This window comes from Methylobacterium sp. Leaf361 (assembly GCF_001424445.1).
Lineage (GTDB): Bacteria > Pseudomonadota > Alphaproteobacteria > Rhizobiales > Beijerinckiaceae > Methylobacterium.
In genome coordinates, this window is record NZ_LMPY01000012.1 from 173,391 (window position 1) to 193,953 (window position 20,563).

At 73.6% G+C, this 20,563-nt stretch carries 18 protein-coding genes; 4 read left to right on the top strand and 14 right to left on the bottom strand.

Annotated elements, in window-relative coordinates; all coding sequences use genetic code 11:
* The 5 genes from ASG32_RS10395 to ASG32_RS10415 all read right to left on the bottom strand — a co-directional run.
* Positions 1–1,523 (bottom strand): HAMP domain-containing protein (locus ASG32_RS10395; protein ID WP_244491902.1); only part of this gene is annotated, 1,523 nt, incomplete at its 3' end.
* Between the two features lie 304 nt (positions 1,524–1,827).
* The gene (gene coaBC, locus ASG32_RS10400; RefSeq protein ID WP_056525422.1) at positions 1,828–3,051 is read right to left on the bottom strand and encodes a bifunctional phosphopantothenoylcysteine decarboxylase/phosphopantothenate--cysteine ligase CoaBC; all 1,224 of its coding nucleotides are present in this window, start codon (positions 3,049–3,051) and stop codon (positions 1,828–1,830) included.
* Positions 3,052–3,094: 43 nt separating this feature from the next.
* The gene (locus tag ASG32_RS10405; protein ID WP_020093610.1) at positions 3,095–3,817 is read right to left on the bottom strand and encodes a di-trans,poly-cis-decaprenylcistransferase; all 723 of its coding nucleotides are present in this window, start codon (positions 3,815–3,817) and stop codon (positions 3,095–3,097) included.
* A 76-nt stretch (positions 3,818–3,893) separates the two neighbouring features.
* Positions 3,894–4,283: a transcriptional regulator gene (locus ASG32_RS10410; protein ID WP_020093611.1), complete on the bottom strand. Its 390-nt coding sequence runs from the start codon at positions 4,281–4,283 to the stop codon at positions 3,894–3,896.
* Complete coding sequence (locus ASG32_RS10415; protein WP_056525429.1) at positions 4,270–4,887, bottom strand: hypothetical protein; 618 nt, start codon at positions 4,885–4,887, stop codon at positions 4,270–4,272. The genes ASG32_RS10410 and ASG32_RS10415 overlap by 14 nt, the downstream gene beginning before the upstream one ends.
* A gap of 301 nt (positions 4,888–5,188) precedes the next feature.
* On the opposite strand from ASG32_RS10415, the gene uvrB reads away from it, so the two are divergent.
* Positions 5,189–7,942, top strand: a complete 2,754-nt coding sequence (gene uvrB / locus ASG32_RS10420) for an excinuclease ABC subunit UvrB (protein WP_056525431.1) — start codon at positions 5,189–5,191, stop codon at positions 7,940–7,942.
* A 16-nt stretch (positions 7,943–7,958) separates the two neighbouring features.
* Here the strand turns inward: uvrB and ASG32_RS10425 are convergent, their stop codons facing one another.
* Positions 7,959–8,177 carry a hypothetical protein gene (locus tag ASG32_RS10425; protein WP_020093614.1) on the bottom strand — a complete coding sequence of 73 codons (219 nt, stop codon included), beginning with the start codon at positions 8,175–8,177 and terminating at the stop codon, positions 7,959–7,961.
* 134 nt (positions 8,178–8,311) lie between these two features.
* Between ASG32_RS10425 and ASG32_RS10430 the strand changes: the two genes are divergently transcribed.
* Positions 8,312–8,845, top strand: a complete 534-nt coding sequence (locus ASG32_RS10430; protein WP_056525434.1) for an ankyrin repeat domain-containing protein — start codon at positions 8,312–8,314, stop codon at positions 8,843–8,845.
* Positions 8,846–8,928: 83 nt separating this feature from the next.
* Positions 8,929–10,662, top strand: a complete 1,734-nt coding sequence (locus tag ASG32_RS10435; RefSeq protein ID WP_244491904.1) for a PQQ-binding-like beta-propeller repeat protein — start codon at positions 8,929–8,931, stop codon at positions 10,660–10,662.
* A 362-nt stretch (positions 10,663–11,024) separates the two neighbouring features.
* Here the strand turns inward: ASG32_RS10435 and ASG32_RS10440 are convergent, their stop codons facing one another.
* From ASG32_RS10440 to ASG32_RS10450, 3 genes are all read right to left on the bottom strand, one after another.
* The gene (locus ASG32_RS10440; RefSeq protein WP_056525445.1) at positions 11,025–12,350 is read right to left on the bottom strand and encodes an O-antigen ligase; all 1,326 of its coding nucleotides are present in this window, start codon (positions 12,348–12,350) and stop codon (positions 11,025–11,027) included.
* A gap of 126 nt (positions 12,351–12,476) precedes the next feature.
* Complete coding sequence (locus ASG32_RS10445; protein WP_042674716.1) at positions 12,477–13,379, bottom strand: alpha/beta hydrolase; 903 nt, start codon at positions 13,377–13,379, stop codon at positions 12,477–12,479.
* A gap of 83 nt (positions 13,380–13,462) precedes the next feature.
* Entirely contained in the window at positions 13,463–14,440 is a 978-nt protein-coding gene (locus ASG32_RS10450) for a lytic transglycosylase domain-containing protein (RefSeq protein WP_056525449.1), read from the bottom strand.
* A 171-nt stretch (positions 14,441–14,611) separates the two neighbouring features.
* On the opposite strand from ASG32_RS10450, the gene ASG32_RS10455 reads away from it, so the two are divergent.
* The gene (locus ASG32_RS10455; protein WP_056525451.1) at positions 14,612–15,211 is read left to right on the top strand and encodes a cysteine hydrolase family protein; all 600 of its coding nucleotides are present in this window, start codon (positions 14,612–14,614) and stop codon (positions 15,209–15,211) included.
* A gap of 39 nt (positions 15,212–15,250) precedes the next feature.
* Here the strand turns inward: ASG32_RS10455 and ASG32_RS10460 are convergent, their stop codons facing one another.
* The 5 genes from ASG32_RS10460 to ASG32_RS10480 form a co-directional block, all read right to left on the bottom strand.
* Positions 15,251–16,549 carry a leucine-rich repeat-containing protein kinase family protein gene (locus tag ASG32_RS10460; RefSeq protein ID WP_056525454.1) on the bottom strand — a complete coding sequence of 433 codons (1,299 nt, stop codon included), beginning with the start codon at positions 16,547–16,549 and terminating at the stop codon, positions 15,251–15,253.
* Between the two features lie 3 nt (positions 16,550–16,552).
* A complete protein-coding gene (locus ASG32_RS10465; RefSeq protein WP_012317818.1) occupies positions 16,553–16,744 on the bottom strand; it encodes a DUF1192 domain-containing protein in 192 nt (63 codons plus the stop codon).
* Between the two features lie 12 nt (positions 16,745–16,756).
* Positions 16,757–17,977, bottom strand: coding sequence for a phosphopentomutase (locus ASG32_RS10470; RefSeq protein ID WP_056525456.1), 1,221 nt, complete (start codon positions 17,975–17,977; stop codon positions 16,757–16,759).
* 2 nt (positions 17,978–17,979) lie between these two features.
* Positions 17,980–19,617, bottom strand: coding sequence for an ABC transporter ATP-binding protein (locus ASG32_RS10475; protein ID WP_056525459.1), 1,638 nt, complete (start codon positions 19,615–19,617; stop codon positions 17,980–17,982).
* Positions 19,618–19,750: 133 nt separating this feature from the next.
* The gene (locus ASG32_RS10480; protein WP_051123755.1) at positions 19,751–20,560 is read right to left on the bottom strand and encodes a hypothetical protein; all 810 of its coding nucleotides are present in this window, start codon (positions 20,558–20,560) and stop codon (positions 19,751–19,753) included.
* Positions 20,561–20,563 lie beyond the last annotated feature (3 nt).

Genomic DNA, 20,563 nt, shown 5'->3' on the forward strand with positions numbered 1-20,563 from the left:
GCCCGCGCGAGGCCGGCCGAGCCGTCGACCTGCCGGCCGATCTCCTGCACGGAGGCGCCGAGTTCCTCGGCCGCCGCCGCCACGGTGCCGACGTTGCTGRCCGCCTCCTCGGCCGCGGCCGCGACGGTGGTCGACTGCCCCGCGGTCTCGGCCGCGGTCTCCGTCATGCCGCGGGCCGTGGCCTGCAGGCCGACCGCCGCGGTCGAGACCTGCGCGACGATCCCGCCGACGGCGTCGGCGAACCGGTCGGCGACCTGCCGCATCGCGAGGCCGCGCTGACGCGCCGCGTCCTGCCGGGCCGCCTCGGCCTCGGCCTCGAGCTGCCGGGTGCGGATCAGGTTGTCCTTGAACACCTGCACGGCCGCCGCCATGGCGCCGATCTCGTTGCGCCGCCGGAGGCCCGGGACGGCAACGGCGGAATCCCCGGCCGCGAGGGCCTCCATGGCCGCGGTGATCCGCCGGATCGGCCGGAGCACGCCGCGGAACAGGGCGAGCAGCCCGAGGGCGACGAGCAGCAGGGTCGCGACCAGGGCCGCCCCGTCGCGCCACAGGGTGCTCCGCGCCGCGCCGGACAGGGCCTCGGCCCGCGCGACCATCTCGTCGAGGCAGACGAAGGCGAGGTCGACGAGGGTCACCTGTTCGGGCGTGTCGAGCTTGCGCGCCTGGGCGAGCGTCAGGCCCGGCGGCGCGCCGCGAGCCAGGGCCTGCGCCACGGCGCGCCGGCGGGCGAGGGGGGCGCCCTCGAAATTGTTCTCCCGGGCTCGCCGGAACGCGGCCTGGACCGTCCCGGACGCCTCGGCCGCGGCCTCGATCGCCGCGTTCCAGGCCGCGTCGAGCCGTCCCCGCTCCTCGGCGGCCGCGACGGTCTCGTCCAGCGACCAGGACGCGCCGGCCGCCAGGGATGTCTGCACGCGCAGCGCGACGGCGCCGTTGGCCATGCGCGTCGCCCACGCCGCCCGCTTCAGGGCGAGGTCGCGCCGGAGGAGCCCGTCGGACAGCGGGATCGCGGCGTCCACGGCGTCGCTCGTGGCGATCAGGGCATCGAGCATGGCCTGGAGGGCGGCCCTGGCCTCCGCCGTCACCGCGCCGTCGCGACGCGCGCCCGGCACGTCCAGGGCGGCGTCGACCCGCGGCCGGAGGCGATCGAGGCGGCCGCTCGCCTCGTGCAGCCGGCCGAGGGTCGCCGCCACGGCGGGCATTTCCAGACCGTCGAGGAGCGGCCGGGCCGCGGCGAGCCCCGCGATGGCCCGCTGCCGGTCGGCGTAGAGCGACGCGCGGGTCTCGGCCTCGACGGGCTCGGCGGCGGCGAGGAACTGCAGCGTCGCGCCCCGCTCGAACCGGGTCACGTTCAGCGTCTGGAGGAGGGCGCGGCTCGCCCGCACCAGCGCGATGACCCGCTCGGCCTCGGCGGCGTGCTGCCGCGCCTCCCGCACGGTGCCCGTCGCGAAGCCGAGCATGATCGTGGCCATGACGACGAGGACGAGGCTCATGGTCGTCCGGATGGACAGGTCCCCTACGCGCATCGTGCCTCGGCTCCGGTCGCCCGATCGGCCGGGCATACCAGATCATAACAAGTTTTTCCCCGCACAGCCGGGACAATGCGGGCACACTCAGGCACCGAACTGTCTTAAAATTTCCCCTTCCGAACTATTTATCTGCCAAACGACCGGATAATGGTCGGGCACAAGCGCAGATATTCTCAGTCACCAATCGATCGGACGCGGATTTTTTGCAGAAACACTTCTATCTTCCCTGTGTGCAACGACACTCACGCTCGGAACGGCGCGCCGTCCGAGGGGTCTCGCGTCCCTCTCGAGCTGCGCCGCGTCAGCCGGCCAGAAGCGCGGCGAAATGGGCGACGAGCCGCCGGGCGACCTCGTCCTTGCCGAGGCGCGGCCAGGTCTCCACGGCGCCGTCCCGCCGGATCAGGTGCACCGTGTTGTCGATGCCGCCCATGACGCCGCCCTCGGCCGACACGTCGTTGGCCACGATGAGGTCGCAGCCCTTCCGGGCGATCTTCGCCCGGGCGTGCTCGACCACCGTGTCGGTCTCGGCCGCGAACCCGACCACGAGGGGCGGGCGCCCGGCCGGCCGGCGCGCGATCGTGGCGAGGATGTCGGGGTTCTCGACCAGCGGCATCGGCGCCGGCCCGGCGCCGTCCTTCTTGATCTTCTTGCTGCCCGCCTCCTGCTCCGGGCGCCAGTCGGCGACCGCGGCGGCGAAGACCGCGATGTCGGCCGGCAGCGCCGCCTCGACGGCGGCCAGCATCTGCCGGGCGGTCTCGACCCGCACGACGGCGACGCCCGGCGGGTCGGGGAGCGCCACCGGCCCGGAGACCAGGGTCACGGCGGCGCCGGCCGCGGCGGCGGCGGCCGCGATGGCGTGGCCCTGGCGGCCCGAGGAGCGGTTGGCGATGTAGCGGACGGGGTCGATCGGCTCGTGGGTGGGGCCCGAGGTCACGAGCACGCGCCGGCCGGCCAGGGGTCTGTCCCCCGCCGGCGCGCCGAGCATCCGCTCCAGCGCGTCGGCGATCTCGTTGGGCTCGGCCATCCGGCCGGGCCCGGATTCGGGCTCGGCCATCCGGCCGGCATTCGGCCCGACGATCCGGACGCCGTCGCCCTCCAGGACCGCGCGGTTCCGGCGGGTGGCGGGGTGCGCCCACATCTGGACGTTCATGGCCGGCGCGATCAGGATCGGCAGGGTTGTGGCCAGCAGGACCGTGGTCGCGAGGTCGGCCGCGTGACCGCCGGCCATGCGGGCCATCAGGTTGGCGGTCGCGGGCGCCACCACCACGGCATCGGCCTGACGGGCGAGCTTGATGTGGCCGATCTCGGCCTCGGAGGCGCGGTCGAACAGGTCGGTATGCGCCCGCTCACCGGCGAGCGCGGCCGCCGCCAGCGGCGTCACGAATTCCCGCGCCCCCGCGGTCAGGACCGGGCAGACGCTGGCGCCCCGCTCGCGCAGCCGCCGGATCAGGTCGAGGGCCTTGTAGGCCGCGATGCCGCCGCCGATGACGAGGAGGACGCGGCGATGGGCGAGGGTCTCGGTCATGCCGCCGACCCTCTGCGCGCCGGCGCGCGCGCGTCAAGCCGCCTCAGGCGGCGGCCGGGACGGCCGGCGCCTTCAGGCCGCCGAACCGGCGCTCCCGGCGGCCGAACTCGGCCACGGCCTCGGCGAGATCGTCGGGTCCGAAATCGGGCCACATCCGCTCGGTGAACAGCAGCTCGGCGTAGGCCGCCTCCCACAGCATGAAGTCGGAGAGGCGGCGCTCGCCGCCGGTGCGGATCAGCAGGTCGACATCCACCGGCGAGCCGTGCATCGGACCGGCCACCAGCTTGCCGAAGCTCTCGCGCGTCGGCTCCTCGCCGGCGAGGCGCTGCGCCGCCGCGATGATCGCGTCGCGGGCCGAGTAGTCGACGCAGATCCGCAGATGCAGCCGGGTCCCCGCCGCCGTGGCGGCCTCGGCGGCCGCGATCGCCTGGGGGATGCCGTCGGGCAGACGGTCGCGCCGACCGACGACGCTGAGACGGGTGCCGGTGCGGGCGAGGCGCTGGGTCTCGTTGCGCAGGTACGAGCGCAGGAGCCGCATCAGGCCGCCGACTTCCTCGGCCGGCCGCTGCCAGTTATCCGCCGAGAAGGCGTACAGCGTGAGCGTGCCGATGCCGTGATCCGGGCACGCCTCGGCGGTGCGGCGGATCGCCTCGACGCCCCGGTGGTGGCCGGCCAGCCGCGGCAGGCCGCGCTGCGTCGCCCAGCGCCCGTTGCCGTCCATGATGATCGCGGCGTGCAGGGCTCCCGGCACCGCTTCGCTTTGCATCGTAAAGTCTCCCGGCATGGGCGTGGCGTAGAGGTCTATCGAAACGGGATTAACATTCCCGGCGGGACGGGCGGTCTCACGCCGTTTTCGTGGCCGGATCGAGGCCGCGGACACCGGACTCGGGGCCGCGCTCGGCCGCCTCCGCAGCGTCGCGCACCACCTGCTCCAGCACGCCGAGATAGCCGATGAAGCGCCGACGCCCGACCGCCGTGAGGCGGCAGATCGTCTGCGACCGATTCTGCGCGAAGCGCTTCTCGAGGCTCACCAGATCCGCCTCGCTCAGAACGGCCAGGTGGCGGCTGAGATTGCCGTCGGTGAGCCCGCACAGCCGCTTGAGATCCGGGAAGGGCAGCCCCTTCGGGTGCGCCACCAGGGAGGTCAGCACGCTCAGGCGCGCCCGCTCGTGGATGATCCTGTCGAGCCCCTCGTAGGAGAAGCGCCCCTCGGAACGGTCAGCGGTCGTCATCGAAGGCCCGGGCCCCGTGATGGATGATCCCGGCCAGCCACGCCTGGCCGATCAGGAAGGGCAGGCCCATCGTCCAGGGCGACAGGGCCCGCGTCTCGGCCGAGACCGCCAGGACGGCGAGGCCGGCGAGCAGGTACCAGGCCCCGACGCCCTGGACCGCCCGGGGCAGGATCCGCGCCGAGGCGAAGAGGCCGAGGCCGACCAGAACCTGCCAGAGACCCGGCAGCATCCAGACCTCGCCGGGCGCGAAGCGGGCGATGACCAGGGCGAGGCAGGCCCCCGCGCCCGCGGCCGGCAGGAACACCTCGATGGCGTTCCACACCATCGCGTCGGCGAGGCCGGAATGCAGGCGCCGGCTGCGCCGGACCGCCTCGACGCCGATCATCGCGAAGGCCGCGAGGGCCGCCGCGATCCAGAGGCCGAAGAACAGGCCCGGCCGCGCCGCGGGATCGCCGAGCCACAGCGCCTGCCCCGCCGCGCAGGCGAGCGCGAGGCCGCCGGTCCCGGCGACCGTCGCCGCGCCCAAGCCGCGGAACGCCGTGTCGCGGGCGATCTGCGAGCGGATGGCCACGATGTCGGCCAGCGCCTTGTCCAGGTCCTGCATGTGCCTCAAGCCCCCGGCCGCAGCATGCCGCACATCCCACTTTGCACCGCAAAGTATCGACGGGGTCGGCCCACCGCAAGCCGATTTCCGCGCGCGCATGCCGATCTTCTCAGCATCCGGGACCGCGGTCGAGTTCGCCCCCGGGTGAATTCTACCTATCGGTTGTATTCGCCACACCGTCTTTAGTGGAACGCCACGGCGCTCCGCGGCCGGTCCTCGGCATGGCCGGCGGCGGACGAAAGCCGTCAAACCGCACCCGCGCAGGGTTTCTCGGAGCGCGATCCGGGCCCATATTGTTCTCATGCCCGCACCGAAGAAACCGCGCGCCGCCTCCGTGACGGCCACGTCCGCCAAGGCGTCGAAGCCCGAGCTGAAGCCCCTGGACACCTATCTGGCGGAGCTTCTGAACCCGGCGCTCAACCGGAACCGTCCGGCCACCGTCGAGTCGCCCCCCGAGGCGCCGGCACGGCCGGGCCGCAAGGCGGGGGGCAGGAAGGGCAACCCGAAGGACGGGGTGCCCGCGGCCGCGACCCGGAGGGCCGAGATCGCCCGCGACGGCTTCGCGGAGGCGCCCCAGGCCGGCTACGCGCTCGGCGACGCGGCCGATGTCGACCCCCGTCTGGCGCAGGCGCTCGGCCTGACGCCGCCCGAGGACGGCCCCGCGCCGGAGGGCGCCGAGCTGCCGGATCCCGGCGGCGACGGCGGCGCCTCGGCGACGGTGAGCGCGCTGGAGCGGCTGCTCACCGAGGGCAACCCGCTGTTCAAGGACGGCAAGACCTGGACGCCCCACCGGCCGGAGCGGCCGCAGAAATCCGAGGGTGGCGTCCGGTTCACGCTCAAGTCGGAATTCACGCCGGCCGGCGACCAGCCCCGGGCGATCGCCGAGCTCGTCGGCGGCGTGCAGGCGCTGGAGCGCGACCAGGTGCTGCTCGGCGTCACCGGCTCGGGCAAAACCTTCACGATGGCCAAGATCATCGAGGAGACGCAGCGCCCGGCGCTGATCCTCGCGCCCAACAAGACGCTGGCGGCGCAGCTCTACGGGGAGTTCAAGGCTTTTTTCCCCGACAACGCGGTCGAGTACTTCGTCTCCTACTACGACTACTACCAGCCCGAGGCCTACGTCCCGCGCTCCGACACGTTCATCGAGAAAGAATCCTCGATCAACGAGCAGATCGACCGGATGCGCCACGCCGCGACCCGCGCCCTGCTGGAGCGGGACGACGTCATCATCGTCGCCTCGGTCTCGTGCATCTACGGCATCGGCTCGGTCGAGACCTACACGGCGATGTCGTTCACGGTCTCGCTCGGCGAGCGGATCGAGCAGCGCCAGCTCATCGCCGACCTCGTGGCCCTGCAGTACAAGCGGATCCAGTCCGACTTCGCCCGCGGCACCTTCCGGGTGCGCGGCGACTCGATCGAGCTGTGGCCGGCCCACTTGGAGGATCGCGGCTGGCGGATCGGCCTGTTCGGCGACGAGGTCGAGAGCATCGTCGAGTTCGACCCGCTCACCGGCAAGACCATCTCCGAGCTGAAGTTCGTGAAGGTCTACGCCAACTCGCACTACGTCACGCCGCGCCCGACGCTGCAGCAGGCGATCAAGGGCATCAAGCACGAGCTGAACAGCCGGATCGAGGAGCTGACCAAGATGGGCCGCCTCATCGAGGCGCAGCGCATCGACCAGCGCTGCACCTTCGACATCGAGATGATCGAGGCGACCGGCGCCTGCAACGGCATCGAGAACTACTCGCGCTACCTCACCGGCCGGAAGCCGGGCGAGCCGCCGCCGACCCTGTTCGAGTACCTGCCCGACAACGCCCTGGTCTTCACCGACGAGAGCCACGTCACCGTGCCGCAGATCGGCGGCATGTACCGGGGCGACTTCCGCCGGAAGGCGACGCTCGCGGAGTACGGCTTCCGGCTGCCCTCCTGCCTCGACAACCGACCGCTGCGCTTCGAGGAGTGGGACGCGATGCGGCCGATGACGGTCCACGTCTCGGCGACGCCCGGCAAGTGGGAGATGGAGCAGACCGGCGGCGTCTTCGCCGAGCAGGTCATCCGCCCGACCGGCCTGGTCGACCCGGTGATCGAGGTGCGCCCGGCCCGCAGCCAGGTGGACGACCTGCTGGGCGAGGTCCGGGAGGTGGCGCAGGCCGGCTACCGGACCCTCGTCACCACGCTCACCAAGCGCATGGCCGAGGACCTCACCGAGTACCTGCACGAGAACAGCGTGCGGGTGCGCTACATGCACTCCGACATCGACACGCTGGAGCGGATCGAGATCATCCGCGACCTGCGGCTCGGCGCCTTCGACGTCTTGATCGGCATCAACCTGCTGCGCGAGGGCCTCGACATCCCGGAATGCGCCCTGGTGGCGATCCTCGATGCCGACAAGGAGGGCTTCCTCCGCTCGGAGACCTCGCTGATCCAGACCATCGGCCGCGCCGCCCGCAACGCCGACGCGCGCTGCATCCTGTATGCGGACACCATCACCGGCTCGATGGAGCGGGCGATGGCCGAGACCGAGCGCCGGCGCGCCAAGCAGCTCGCCTACAACGCGGAGCACGGGATCACGCCGCAGAGCGTGAAGCGCGGCATCGCCGACATCCTGAGCAGCGTGTTCGAGCGCGACCACGTGCAGGTCGATACCGGGCTCGCCAAGGACGCGATCACGGTCGGCCACAATCTCAAGGCCGTGATGGCGGACCTCGAGAAGCGCATGCGGGCGGCCGCCGCCGACCTCGACTTCGAGGAGGCGGCGCGGCTGCGCGACGAGCTCAAGCGGCTCCAGGCGACCGAGCTGCTGGTCTCCGACGACCCGATGGCCCGGCAGGGCGACGTGGAGCGCGAGGCCGGCAAGTTCGGCCGGAAGCCGCCGCGCGGGGGCAGCCGCATCGCCAGGCCCGACCTCGACAATATGGGCCCGGGGACGGACCGGGAGCTGCCGGTGGGCGGCGCGGCGCCGGTCTGGCAGGAGCGGCCGAAGCCGCGCTCGACGCAGGGGCTCGGCGGTCAGAAGCCCAAGTACAAGGGCGGCGGTGGGCGACGGCGGGGCTGACCCGGCCGCCGGGACCTCAGGCGGCCTCGCTGCCGCGGCCGAGGCCTTGTCCCGACCCGGCCTCGCCGGCATCGACGATGGCCTGCGCGATCCGGACCACGAGGACGTGGCAGGCCTCGTCGTAGGCGTGGGAATCCGCGCGGACCGCCGCCTCGACGACGGTCCCCGCCTGCTCGCGCACGATCTCGCGGGCGGTGCGCAGCGCGTCGGCGTAGGGCTCAAACGGTCGGGGCATCGTCGCGCTCCGGAGACGCCGGGCCTGGCCCGGATAGGCGGCTGGAACGAGCCGGGCGACGAAACTGTTCCCCCGGCCGCTGGACGTCGATGCCGCAGCGGCCCAGATCAGCCGCGATGAGTGACGAGCACGCGATGGCCTCAGAGACCAACCCGCCCCCGACCCTCGACGACGAGACCCTGGCCTTCGCGGGCCGGGTCTTCCAGTACGCGCGGATGGGTCACGCCGAGGAGCTCGCCGACCTGTTCGGGCAGGGGCTGCCGGCGAACCTGCGCAACGACAAGGGCGACAGCCTGCTGATGCTCGCCGCCTATAACGGTCAGGCGGAGGCCGCCCGGGTGATCTTGGAGGCCGGCGGCGACCCGGAACTCGCCAACGACCGCGGCCAGACGCCGCTCGCCGGCGCGGCCTTCAAGAACGACCTCGCCGTCGCGCAGCTCCTGCTCCTGCACGGGGCCGCGGTGGACGGGACCGGCGACGGCACCCGCACCGCGCTGATGACCGCCGCCATGTTCGACCGCACCGAGATGGTCGACCTGCTCCTGCAGCACGGCGCCGACCCGGATCGCCGCGACGCCTCCGGCCAGAGCGCCGCCGACATGGCCCGGGCGATGGGCGCCCAGGCGACGCCGGCGCAGCTCGACGGGGCGCCCCGGCGACAGGCGTGAGGCCGCGTCGCGAGAAGACCTGTTCGGGCGCGACAGGCGCCGCACACGGGAGCACGACCTTGTCGCGATGGATCGGGGCCGCCCTGCTGGCCTGCCTTGCCGGAACCGCCTCCCTCGGTACGGCCTCCGCCGCCGAGACGCCCTGGCCGGCCTTCGGGCACGACCCGAGCAACCGCAACTTCTCCGAGCTGACCCAGATCAACCGCGACACGGTCGGCCGGCTGCGTCCCGCCTGGATCTTCCAGACCGGGGTCACCGGCTACTTCCAGGCCCAGCCGGTGATGGTGGACGGCACCCTCTACGTCTCCACGACGCAGAACAACGTCGCCGCCCTCGACGCGAAGACCGGGAAGCCCCTCTGGACCTACATCCACAAGCCGCGCACCGAGAAGATCTTCGGCCCGCCCTCCAACCGCGGGGTCGCGGTGTCGGGGGGCCTCGTCTTCGAGGCGACCATGGACGGGCAGCTCATCGCCCTGGACGCCAGGACCGGCCGGATCGTCTGGGAGAAGGAGGCGGTGCGCCCGGAGGAGGGCGAGACCGAGACCGCCTCGGGCCTCGCCGCGACCCTCGGCGGCAAGCCCGTCCAGGGTTCGAGCCGCCTCGGCTTCAAGATGCCGCCGCTCGTCGCCGACGGGCTCGTCATCGTCGGCGTCACCGGCGCCGGCTACGGCCTCCACATCGAGGACGAGGCGGGCGGCCTCGACGGCGGCTCGGTGGTCGGCATCGAGGGCGGATACGGGCGGCGCGGCTGGCTCGCGGCCTACGACGCGAGGACCGGCGAGGAACGATGGCGCTGGTACGTGACGCCCTCGGAGGGCTGGGAGGGCGGCTTCGTGGAGAAGACCGCCGACGGCACGCCGCTCCACCGCGACATCGCCGCCGAGAAGGCGGCGGCCCCCGCCAACCGCGACGCCTGGCGGGTGGGCGGCGGCTCCCTCTGGATGACGCCCGCCTACGACCCCGATCTCGGCCTGATCTTCCTCGGCACCGGCAACCCGGCGCCGCAGAATTTCGGCCTGTCGCGCCCGGGGGACAATCTCTACACGATGTGCCTCGTCGCCCTCGACGTGAAGACCGGGAAGCTGCGCTGGTACTTCCAGCAGGTGCCACACGACGAGTGGGGCTACGACGTCGCCGCGCCGCCCTTCCTGCTGGACATGCCGGGCGGCGCCAGGGCGGTGGCCTCGGCGAGCAAGACCGGCTGGATCTACGTCCACGACCGCGCCACGGGGAAGCTGCTCGCGCGCTCGGCCCCGCTGATCGAGCAGAAGAACCTGTTCGCGCCGCCGACCCCGCAGGGCACCGTGGTGGCGCCCGGCCCGCTCGGCGCGGTCTCGTGGCCGCCCACCGCCTATGACGGGACGCGCGCCTACGTGCAGGTCCGCCACGGGGCGACGACCTACACGGTGAAGACCGTGCCGGCCGCCGCGGGGCGTCCGGAAATCCGCTACACGGAGACCGGGGAGGCCAGGGGCGAGCCGTCCTTCAGCACGCTCACGGCCGTCGATCTCGCGGACGGCGGCCGGATCGCGTGGTCGGTGCGCGGCGCGAGCCGCCTCTCCGGGGGCACCCTGGCGACCGCCGGCGGGCTCGTCTTCTCGGGCGAGGAGGACGGCCATCTCGACGCCCACGACGCGCGGGACGGCCGGATTCTCTGGCGCTTCCAGTGCGGGGCCGGCATCAGCGGGCCGGCGATGACCTACGCGCTGGACGGCAAGCAGTACGTCGCGGTGGCGGCGGGCGGCGCCTCGTTCACCAGGGCGTCGGGCTTCGGCACCGGCGACGCGCTGCTGGTCTTCGCACTGCCCGATTGACCGCGGCCGGCCCACAGCGCGGACGGATGTCGCGGCGCGCGGGACTCTCGACGCTGCGGCGGGACGGGACGCCCCGGCGCGGCCCCTTGGCTAGTGGGCCACGAAGAGGGACAGCGCGCACAGGGCACTCGCGCCCAGCGCGAACGTCACGTCGGTCCAAGCGAAACGAGCCCTGCCAGGCATGCAGAATCTCCGCGCGAATACCGACCAACAAATTCCCGGACAAGTTGTTGCCGTCCGCTACCGGACAGAAGCCTCGCGGACGGTGGCCGGAGACGTTCGAGGAGGCAGGCCGGGACGGGTACGCTCACGACGCGCGGCCTTCCGCGGCCGGCGCGTGATGTCCGGGCGCCCGGGGCGCTTCAGCCCGCCGCGACGGCGTAGCGGGTGCGCAGGCGCAGGCCGAACACTGCCATCATGAACATGCAGCAGGTGGCGTTGTTGCCGTTGTAGAGCACCGTCTCGAAGGAGGCCGAAACCAGCCCGAGGAACCACAGCCTCAGGAACAGCATGGTCTCCGCGTCGAGGCGCGTCCCGCCGGCCACGCGCTGCAGGTCGCGCACCGGGGCGAGCACGAAGGCCACCACGGTTAGGGCGAGGAACGGCAGGCCGCCGATCAGCGCGGTGTCGAGATAGGCGTTGTGGGCGTGGTCGACGGTGTTGACCCAGGTCAGCGCCTCGGAGCCGGCATACATGGTCCGCTCAGTCATCCAGAAGGCGCCGATCCCCCAGCCGCGCCAGGGCCGGATCGCGATGTTGTCGATGGCGAACTGCCAGATCTCGCTGCGGCCCGTGAAGGTCGCGTCGGTGAGCAGCGAGCCCACCGCCTCCTGGATCGGCGGCGCCAGCACCGAGCCGATCGAGATCAGCGAGAACCCGATCACCGGGCCGAGGAGCAGCAGGCGGCGCAGGAATCCGCCGGTCAGGACCTGGCACAGGCCGGTCACGGCGAGGATCACCGGCAGGAGCAGGATCGCGGTCTTGGAGCCGCTCGCCACCAGGAACCCGGCCGCCAGGAGCACGATCGCCCAGCCGAGGACGCGGCTCGCCACCCTGGCGACGTAGAGGCCCACGATCACCAGGATCACCATGGCGGCACCGGCCTCGTTCTTCTGCGGGAAGATCCCGCGCCAGAGGCCCGGGTGGCTCGGATCGGAATTGACGTCGAAGGCCGAGTGGATCGCGAGGTTCGGCACGAAGGCGACCGCGAGGTAGGAGGCGAGCACGATGACCAGGGCGGACCCGGCCATGGTCAGCGCCAGCTGGCGGGGCGAGCGGGCCACGATCAGCACGCCCGCCGAGAGCATCGCCGCGATGGCGAAGAGCGCGAGCCGCCGCAGCGACAGGCTCGGCTCGACGGAGAGCAGCGCCGTCGCCCCGAGCCAGAGGGCGCAGAGCACGAGGGGGCGGGTCACCAGGGGGCGGAGGTGGCGCACGCCGATCCGGTGGATCGCCGCCGCCATGGCGGCGCCGGCGCTGAGGAACAGGATCTGCGTCAGCAGGCTGCCGTCCTCGGAGGCCGCGAGCATCGACCGGTCGGACAGGTCCTTCAGCCAGACGTGGTTCCAGAGCAGGACGAAGACGGCGCCGTTCAGGAGCACGCGCAGAACGTCCGGCACGTCGCGGCCCGCGACGCCGCGCTGCCGCCCGTCGGCCGGGATCCCGATCGCCGCGTCCGCAGAAGCCATGCCGTCCCACCGCGAGGCCGCGCCGCGCGGCCAGGACCATTCTAGCGGCCCGCAGGTGCGGGGCGATGGAAAATCAGATGTTGCACCCCGCGATCGCGCGATAACCTTGACGCGATGCCGGCGGGGTCAGCGCCGCATCGTGTACTGCGAGCGGCCGGCGGATTGCCGCATCAGGAAGGACGCCATCTCGGCCAGTTCCGGCGCCTTCGAGCGGAAGGTGACGGACAGCGCCAGCAGCGTGTCCTTGTGGTCGAGGCCCGGGTAGAGCCGCTCCTGGACCGGGACGTGCTCGGCCCGCAGCTTGGCGGCGAGGCTGACCGTGTGCCGCGGCTTCACCACGGTGTCGGCGTCGCCGGTCGCCAGGAAGGCGGGGGGCGAGAGCGGGCCCACGAAGGCGACGGGCTGCGTGGCCTCCGGATCGGGCGCCTTGCCGAACACCTTGACGGTGGTGTCCTGGTCGAACGGCAGGAAGTCGTAGGGGCCGGACAGGCCGGCGACGGCCTTGATCACCTTGGGATCGACCCCGGCGGCGATCACGTAGCGCGGGTCGAGGCCGAGCATCACGGCGTTGTAGGCGCCCGCCGAGTGGCCGGCGAGCACGATGCGGCGCGGGTCGCCGCCGTATCCGGCGATGTTGTCGCGCACCCACGCGATGGCCTCGGCGCCGTCCTCGAGGAAGCCGGGGAACGGCGCCTCCGGGTAGAGCCGGTAATCGGGCAGCACCGTGACGAAGCCCTGCGCCGCGAGGGCGTGCCCGACGAAGGCGTAGTCGTCCTTGGCGCCGCTCTGCCAGGAGCCGCCGTAGAAGAACACCAGGACCGGCGCGTTCTCGGCGCCCGCGGTGGGAACGTAGACGTCGAGCCGCCGCCGCGGACCCTCGCCGAAGGGCTGGTCCTTCGCGGCGAGCCGCCCCCCCGGATCGCGCGGGCCGATCGCGTCGAACAGCGCGAGCGGCGAGGCAGCGGTGAAGCCGAACGCGGCGAGCCCGAGGCAGAGGAGGCTAGCGAGCGCGGTGAGGAGACGTGTCATATCCCATCCGGTTGTCCCGACCGGGCCATACCGCACCGCCCTCGGGGCGGATTGATGACGCTCTCGGGGCGGAGCACGAAAAATCAGGTCCGCAGCACGAAGCAGGCGCCGCCGACCTTGCGGATGCGGCCGCACAGGTCGTCGGCCGCCTGCCGGCTCTGCGCCGGGATGCGGATCCGGTAGAAGGCGCGGGTCCCGCGGTTGCGCAGGCGCGTGCCGATGATCATCGGCCGCACCTCGCCGATCACCCCGGCGTAGGCGCTCCGCGCGCGGTTGAAGCTCTGCAGCGCCAGAGCCTTGGAGAAGTTGCCGGCGAGCTGGATGCCCCAGGGGGCGGCCGGCCCCTCGTTGAGGCCGAGGGCGAAGCGGTCGCCGCGCGACGGGACGCGCAGGCTGGCGGTGACCTGCAGGCAGGTCTGCGGCGCTTCCGGCTTGGTCTCCCTCTTGGCCTCCTTCTGGTCCGTCGCGTCCTTCTCACCCTTCGCCTCGGACTTGCTGTCGGACCTGCCGTCGGACGTGGCGGGCGCGCCGCCCTCCGGGAACTCGATCGCCTTGCCGGGGCCGGTCCGCCAGTCGTCCACCGGCTGGCCCGTGATGTTGGCCACGTAGGCCCGCGTCTCGGCGGGCAGGCCGCCGTCGCCGGCGAGCCACTTGCTCACCCGCGCGGCGCCGCCGTTATAGGCCGCGGCGGCGAGGCCCAGATTGCCGAACTGGGTCCTCAGGTCGGCGAGCAGGTGGGCCGCGTGCGGGATCGCCTGCTCGGGATCGAACGGGTCGAGGAGGCCGCGCTCCCGGGCGGTCCCGGGCATGAACTGCGCGACGCCCTGCGCGCCGGCCGGGCTCACCACCCCGACGCGAAAACTGCTCTCGCGCCAGATCAGGCGCGTCAGGAACGGCACCGGCAGGCCGCGGGCCTTGGCCGAGTCGTCGATGAGGCGGCACAGGGCCTGCTCGACGGTCTCGGTCGCCCCCTCGGACGGGGCGGCCGCGGCCGGCTGCGCGCAGGCGAGGGCGATGAGCAGCGCGCCGAGGCGCAGGGGCGGGGCGGTCACGCCGCGCATGTAGCGACGCGCGGGGTAGGATCAATCCGCACGGCCAACCTTCCTGGGGGAACATCCGGCGCCGGCGCACGAGCGTTGCACCTTTGCACACTGGCGCGACCGGGCCGCGCCGTCGTAGCGTCCCGGGCTCAGAGAGCCGCCTCCGACGCGGCCCCACGGGAGGAACCGTCGATGTCCGATCCGGCAACCCTGCGCGGCCTGTCAGGCCTGAGCCCGGCGCCGGCCCCGCTCAGGGGCTCGGCGCTCGTGATGATCGACCTGCAGCAGACCTACCGGGAGGGCGTGATGCGGCTCGACGGCGTCGAGCCCGCGCTCCGCGAGGCGGCGGCGCTCCTGCGACGGGCGCGCGAGGCCGGGATCCCGGTGATCCATGTCCGCCACGATGCCGGGCCGGGCTCGCCCTACGACGTGACCGCCCCGATCGGCCAGATCAGCCCGGAGGTGGCGCCGCAGGGCGACGAGCCGGTGATCACCAAGGCCTATCCGAGCTCCTTCGTGGGCACCGACCTCCAGGCGCGGCTCGAGCAGACCGGCGTGAAGGACGTCGTCCTGGCGGGCTTCATGACGCATATGTGCGTCAACTCCACCGCCCGGAGCGCCTTCAACCTCGGATTCCGCCCCACCGTCGTGGCGGCCGCCACGGCGACGCGGGACCTGCCCGGGCCGGACGGCGCCGTGGTGCCGGCGGCCCAGCTCCAGGCCGCGAGCCTCGCGGCCCTCGGCGACCTGTTCGCCGTGATCGCGCGCGGGCAGGGCGATATCCCCGACTGAGACAGCGGACCGCTCCCGGCACCGGTCGAGGCCGCGCGATCAGGCCTGGAGCCGCCCGATCTCGGCGATCACCGCCCCGAGGCCCGGCCGCCCGTCGGGATCCGGCCCGGTGCAGGCCCGCGCCAGGGCGCGCAGGGAGTCCGGCGGCGCCGCGCAGCGGTCGAGCAGCTCGCCGATCAGGATGCCGACGGCGCGGACCTCGACCCGCGCCAGCGCCGCGCCTTGCGGCCCGTCCGGCAGGGCCGAGGCCGCCCCGAAATCGCTGAGCACGGCCGCGCCGGTCCCGGCATCCCAGAGCGTGTTGTGGGCGTAGACGTCGCCGTGCAGCAGGCCCCGCCCGTGCAGGTGCGCCACCGCCTCGGCCACGGCGCGGGCGATCCGCAGGACCGTGTCGGCGCCGAGGCGCAGGTCCGGGTCGTAGACGTCGCGGCTGCAGCTCGCGAGGCTCGGCGGCCCGGCGAGCGCGCGCCAGTGCGCCGGCAGGAGCCGGAGCAGCAGGCCGCGGGCACCGTCGGGATGGCCCTCGAGCCGGCCGAGCGCGCCCGTGAGGGCCGGGTGCGTCCCGGCGGCAAGGCAGGCCTCCATCTCCCGCTCGGGCAGGCCGTCGCTGGTCATCGCGCCCTTGAACAGCTTCAGGGCCACGTCCTCCCCGCCGGCCGGTCCCCGCCACCGCGCCCGGTGGACGCGCCCCGAGGCGCCCTCGCCGAGCAGGTCGCCGAGGGTCAGGTCCGTCCACGGCACCGCAGGGGCCGCCACCGGCGCCGTCGCCGGCTCGGCGGGGTTGCCGGCGTAGGCGATCCAGGCGAGGCGGGGCAGGCGTGCGAGCCACGGCGGCAGCGCGGCGAGACGGTTGCAGGCGAGCCGGATCAGCTCGAGGTCGCCCGCCCCCGACAGGCTGTCGGGCAGCGCCGTGAGCCGGTTGCCCGCCAGCATCAGCTTCTGCAGGCGCGGCCGCTCGCCGAGGGCGGCGGGCAGCTCCGCGATCGCGTTGTCGGTCAGGGTCAGCCAGCGCAGGTCGCGCGGCAGCGACTCCGCCGGGACCTCGCGGATGCCGCAGCCGCGGAAGCCCAGCTGGCTCAGCGCCGGGCAGGCGCCGAGCACCGGCGGCAGGCGCGGGAACGGGTTGCCGGAGCAGAACAGCACGCGCAGGCGGTGGAGGCGGCCGAGATCGTCCGGCAGGTCGGTGAGGCTGCCCCGGCCGAGATCCAGCACCTCGAGGGTGTCGGCGAGGGCGAAGACCTCGCGCGGCACCTCCGTCAGGCCGTCGGGCAGCCGCAGCTCGCGCGCGCCGCCGAGATCGCCGCGCCGCAGGGCGGCGAGGGTTTCGCGCCGGTCCAAGCCTCAGCCCCGCTTGAAGAACGCGTCGGCCGCGCCCTGCGCCGCCTGCTTGGCGGCCCGCGCCGCCTCGAGCCGGGCGATCTCGGCGCGCAGGAGCGCGACGCGCTCGTCGAGATCCCCGAGCGAGAGCGTGTCGAGGGGCTGCCCGATCTCGTGGGCCACGGCCTTGCGCGGCCGGTCGTCGTCGTCCCGCACGTCGTGTCCTCCCTACAGGAACGGTGTTCCGGCCCCGTCCCAGGCGAGGCCGAGACGGGCCGCCACGGTGGCGCCGATATCCGCGAAGGTCTCCCGTCGGCCGATCGGCCGGCCGGCCACGCCGGGGCCGAAGGCCAGCACCGGGACCTGCTCGCGGGTGTGGTCGGTCCCGGTCCAGGTCGGATCGTTGCCGTGGTCGGCCGTGATCACCGCGAGGTCGCCCGGTGCCAGCGCCGCCAGGATCTCGGGGATCCGCGCGTCGAACGCCTCCAGCTCCGCGGCGTAGCCCGGCACGTCGCGACGGTGGCCGTGCTCCGTGTCGAAATCGACGAGGTTGACGAAGATCAGGCCGCCCTCCGGCAGCGTCGCCAGCGCGTCGAGCCCCGCCGTCACGCAGGCCGCGTTCGGGCCCGGCCTGATCTCGCGCCCGGTGGCGCGGTGTGCGAAGATGTCGCCGATCTTGCCGACGCTCACGACCGCGCGGCCGGCCGCCTCGGCGCGGTCGAGCAGCGTGCGCCCGGGCGGGGCGACGGCGAGATCCTTGCGGTTGCCGGTCCGGCGGAAGCCGGTCTCCGGCGCGCCGATGAAGGGCCGGGCGATCACCCGGCAGACGCGGTAGGGGTCGCACAGGCGGCGCGCCACCCGGCACAGGTCGTAGAGCCGCTCCAGCCCGAACGCCTCCTCGTGGGCGGCGATCTGGAACACGCTGTCGGCCGAGGTGTAGCAGACCGGCCGGCCGGTCCGGAGATGCTCGGCGCCCAGCGCGTCGATGATCGCGACCCCGGGCGCGTGGCAGTCGCCCAGGATGCCCGGGAGGCCGCCCTCGGCGACGAGCGCGCGGACCAGCTCCGGTGGGAAAGCCGGCCGGGTATCGGGGAAATGCCCCCAGGGCTCGGTCAGGGGCAGGCCGGCGATCTCCCAGTGGCCGGAGGGCGTGTCCTTGCCGGCGGCCGTCTCCACCGCGTGGCCGTAGGCGCCGCGCGGCGGGCCGGCCGGGGCGAGGTGCGGCGGGATCCGGCCCGAGGCCCCGGCGGCGGCCAGGCCGAGCCCGAGTTCGGCGAGGTGGGGCAGGCGCAGGGGGCCCGCGCGCAGCCCCGCCCGGTCGCCGCGGCCCTCCGCGCAGCGCTCGGCGATGTGCCCCAGCGTGTCGGACCCGGCATCGCCATACGTGTCCGCGTCCGGGGCCCCGCCGATGCCCACGGAATCGAGGACGATGATGAGCGCCCGCGCCACGGTCAGGCGGGCTCCAGCTCGGCGGGGGCGTCGCTCTCGAGGGCGAAGGCGGCCTTGAACAGGGCGCGGGTGTAAGGCGTCTGGGGGTTCGCGAAGATCGTCTCCGCGGCGCCCTCCTCGACCACGCGGCCGTTCTGCATGACGATCACGTAGTTGGCGAGCGCCCGCACCACCTTCAGGTCGTGGCTGATGAACAGGTAGGCGAGGCCGCGCTCGCGCTGGAGGTCGCGCAGCAGGGTCACGATCTGCGCCTGGACCGAGCGGTCGAGGGCCGAGGTCGGCTCGTCGAGGACGACGAAGCGGGGATTGAGCACCATCGCCCGCGCGATGGCGATGCGCTGGCGCTGGCCGCCGGAGAACTCGTGCGGGTAGCGGTCCATGGCGGCCGGATCGAGCCCGACATCGGTGAGCGCCTTGGCGACCACGGCCCGGCGCTCCGCTCGGGAGCGCGCCGTGCCCTGGACCACCAGTCCCTCGGCGACGATGTCGGCCACCGACATGCGCGGCGACAGGGAGCCGTAGGGATCCTGGAAGACCACCTGCATGTCCTTCCGCAGCGGGCGCATCTGCGCCGCGCCGTAGCCGTCGATTGCCTTGCCGAGGAAGACGATCGGGCCCTCCGAGCCCGTGAGCCGCAGGAGGGCGAGGCCGAGGGTTGTCTTGCCCGAGCCGGACTCGCCGACGACGCCGACGGTCTCGCCGGTCCGGACCCGCAGGGAGACGCCGTCCACGGCCCTGACGTGGCCGGTGGCGCGCCGGAGCAGGCCCGACTTCAGCGGGAACCAGACCTTCAGGGGGCCGGCCTCCAGGAGCGGGGCGGCGTCGGCCGGGACGGGGTTGGCCCGGCCCTTCGGCTCGGAGGCGATCAGGCGGCGCGTGTACGCGTGCTGCGGATCCGCGAAGACGGCCTTGGTGGCGCCGGCCTCCACGATCTTGCCCTTCAGCATCACGCAGACGCGGTCGGCGATCCGCTCGACGATGCCGAGATCGTGGGTGATGAACAGCATCGCCATGCCGAGGCGCTTCTGCAGGTCGGCGAGCAGCGCCAGGATCTGCGCCTGCACGGTCACGTCGAGGGCCGTGGTCGGCTCGTCGGCGACCAGGAGGTCCGGCTCGCAGGCGAGGGCCATAGCGATCATCACGCGCTGGCGCTGGCCGCCGGAGAGCTCGTGCGGGTAGGCGCCCATGCGCCGCTCGGCATCGCGCAGCCCTACGAGCTCCAGAAGCTCCAGGATCCGCCGGCGCGCCGCCTTGCCGGCGAGGCCGCGGTGCAGGCCGAGCACCTCGCCGATCTGCCGCTCGATCGTGTGGAGCGGGTTCAACGAGGTCATCGGCTCCTGGAACACCATGGTGATGTCGGCGCCGCGCACGTCCCGCATCGCCCGCTCGGGCAGCCGCGCGAGGTCGCGGCCCGCGAACAGGATCCGCCCGTCCTGGCGGGCCGCGGGGTCGAGGAGGCGCAGGATCGCCAGCGCGGTCACCGACTTGCCGGACCCCGATTCGCCCACGAGCGCGACGGTCTCGCCGCGGCGGATGGTGAAGGAGACGCCGTCGACCGCCACGGTCTCGCCCTCCCGCGCGCGGAACGCCACGGAGAGGTCCTCGACGGCGAGGAGCGGCTGGGGATCGGCCTCTGACATGGACCCCTTATAGCGCGCCCGGCCCCGGACCCTAGCCCGCTCGGACGCCGCACGGGGCGGGCCGGCACGACGCGGCCGGACGGGCCGGCCGGCGGTCCCGGAAGGTCGGCCCTGCGTCCGGCCGGGCCCGGACCTAGCGCAGCGGCGCCCCGGGATCGATCGCCGGCAGCTCGTTCGCCGGGAGCCCCGTTCCCGCCTGGGCCTGCGGTCCGGCCGCGCCGCGGGCGCGGTTGGCGAGGGCGACGGTCAGGCGCTCGGCGGTCTCGGGCTGCATCACCGCCAGGACCTCGGACATCTTGCGGGGGTTCATGGCCAGCACGATCGGGACCAGCACGTCGAGCCCGAGCCGGTCGAAGACCCGGGCGGCGTCCTTGGGCTTCATCGCCTCGTACATCGTGACGATGTTCTTCAGGGCCTGCTTCTCGGCATCCTCCTTCGCCTTCGCGACGGCGTCGACCTTGTCCTCGGCCTTCTTGAGGTCGCCGAGCCCGGTCTCGAGCTTGCGCTCGGCCTCGCCCAGCATCTTCTCGCGCAGCTCGAGCTCGTCGCTCTTCTGACGCAGGGCGTCGCGCCGGGCACCGAGCTTCTCCAGGAGCAGGCGCTCGGTGGGCGAGGCCGAGCTCCCGGCCGCGGGCGGTGCGGACTGGGCCGGGGCCAGGGGAGGGGCCGACGGCTGCTCGGGCGCGGCTGCCGGCGCCTCCTTGGCGCCCACCGAACCGGTCGTCACCGGATCGAAGGGCTCGAAGCCGGTGCGCGCCCGGGCGACCGCGCGCCCGTAATCCGGCAGCGCCGCGCTCTCCGGCAGGCCGGCCTGCAGCAGGCTGAGCAGCTTGAGCACGAGCAGCCCACCGGCCGCGAGCGCCACGGCGTCGATGAGGCGCAGCCGAAACTGCCGGACGGGCTTCCGGCGCGCGCGCCGCTCGGGCGTCGCGGCGCGGCGTATCCG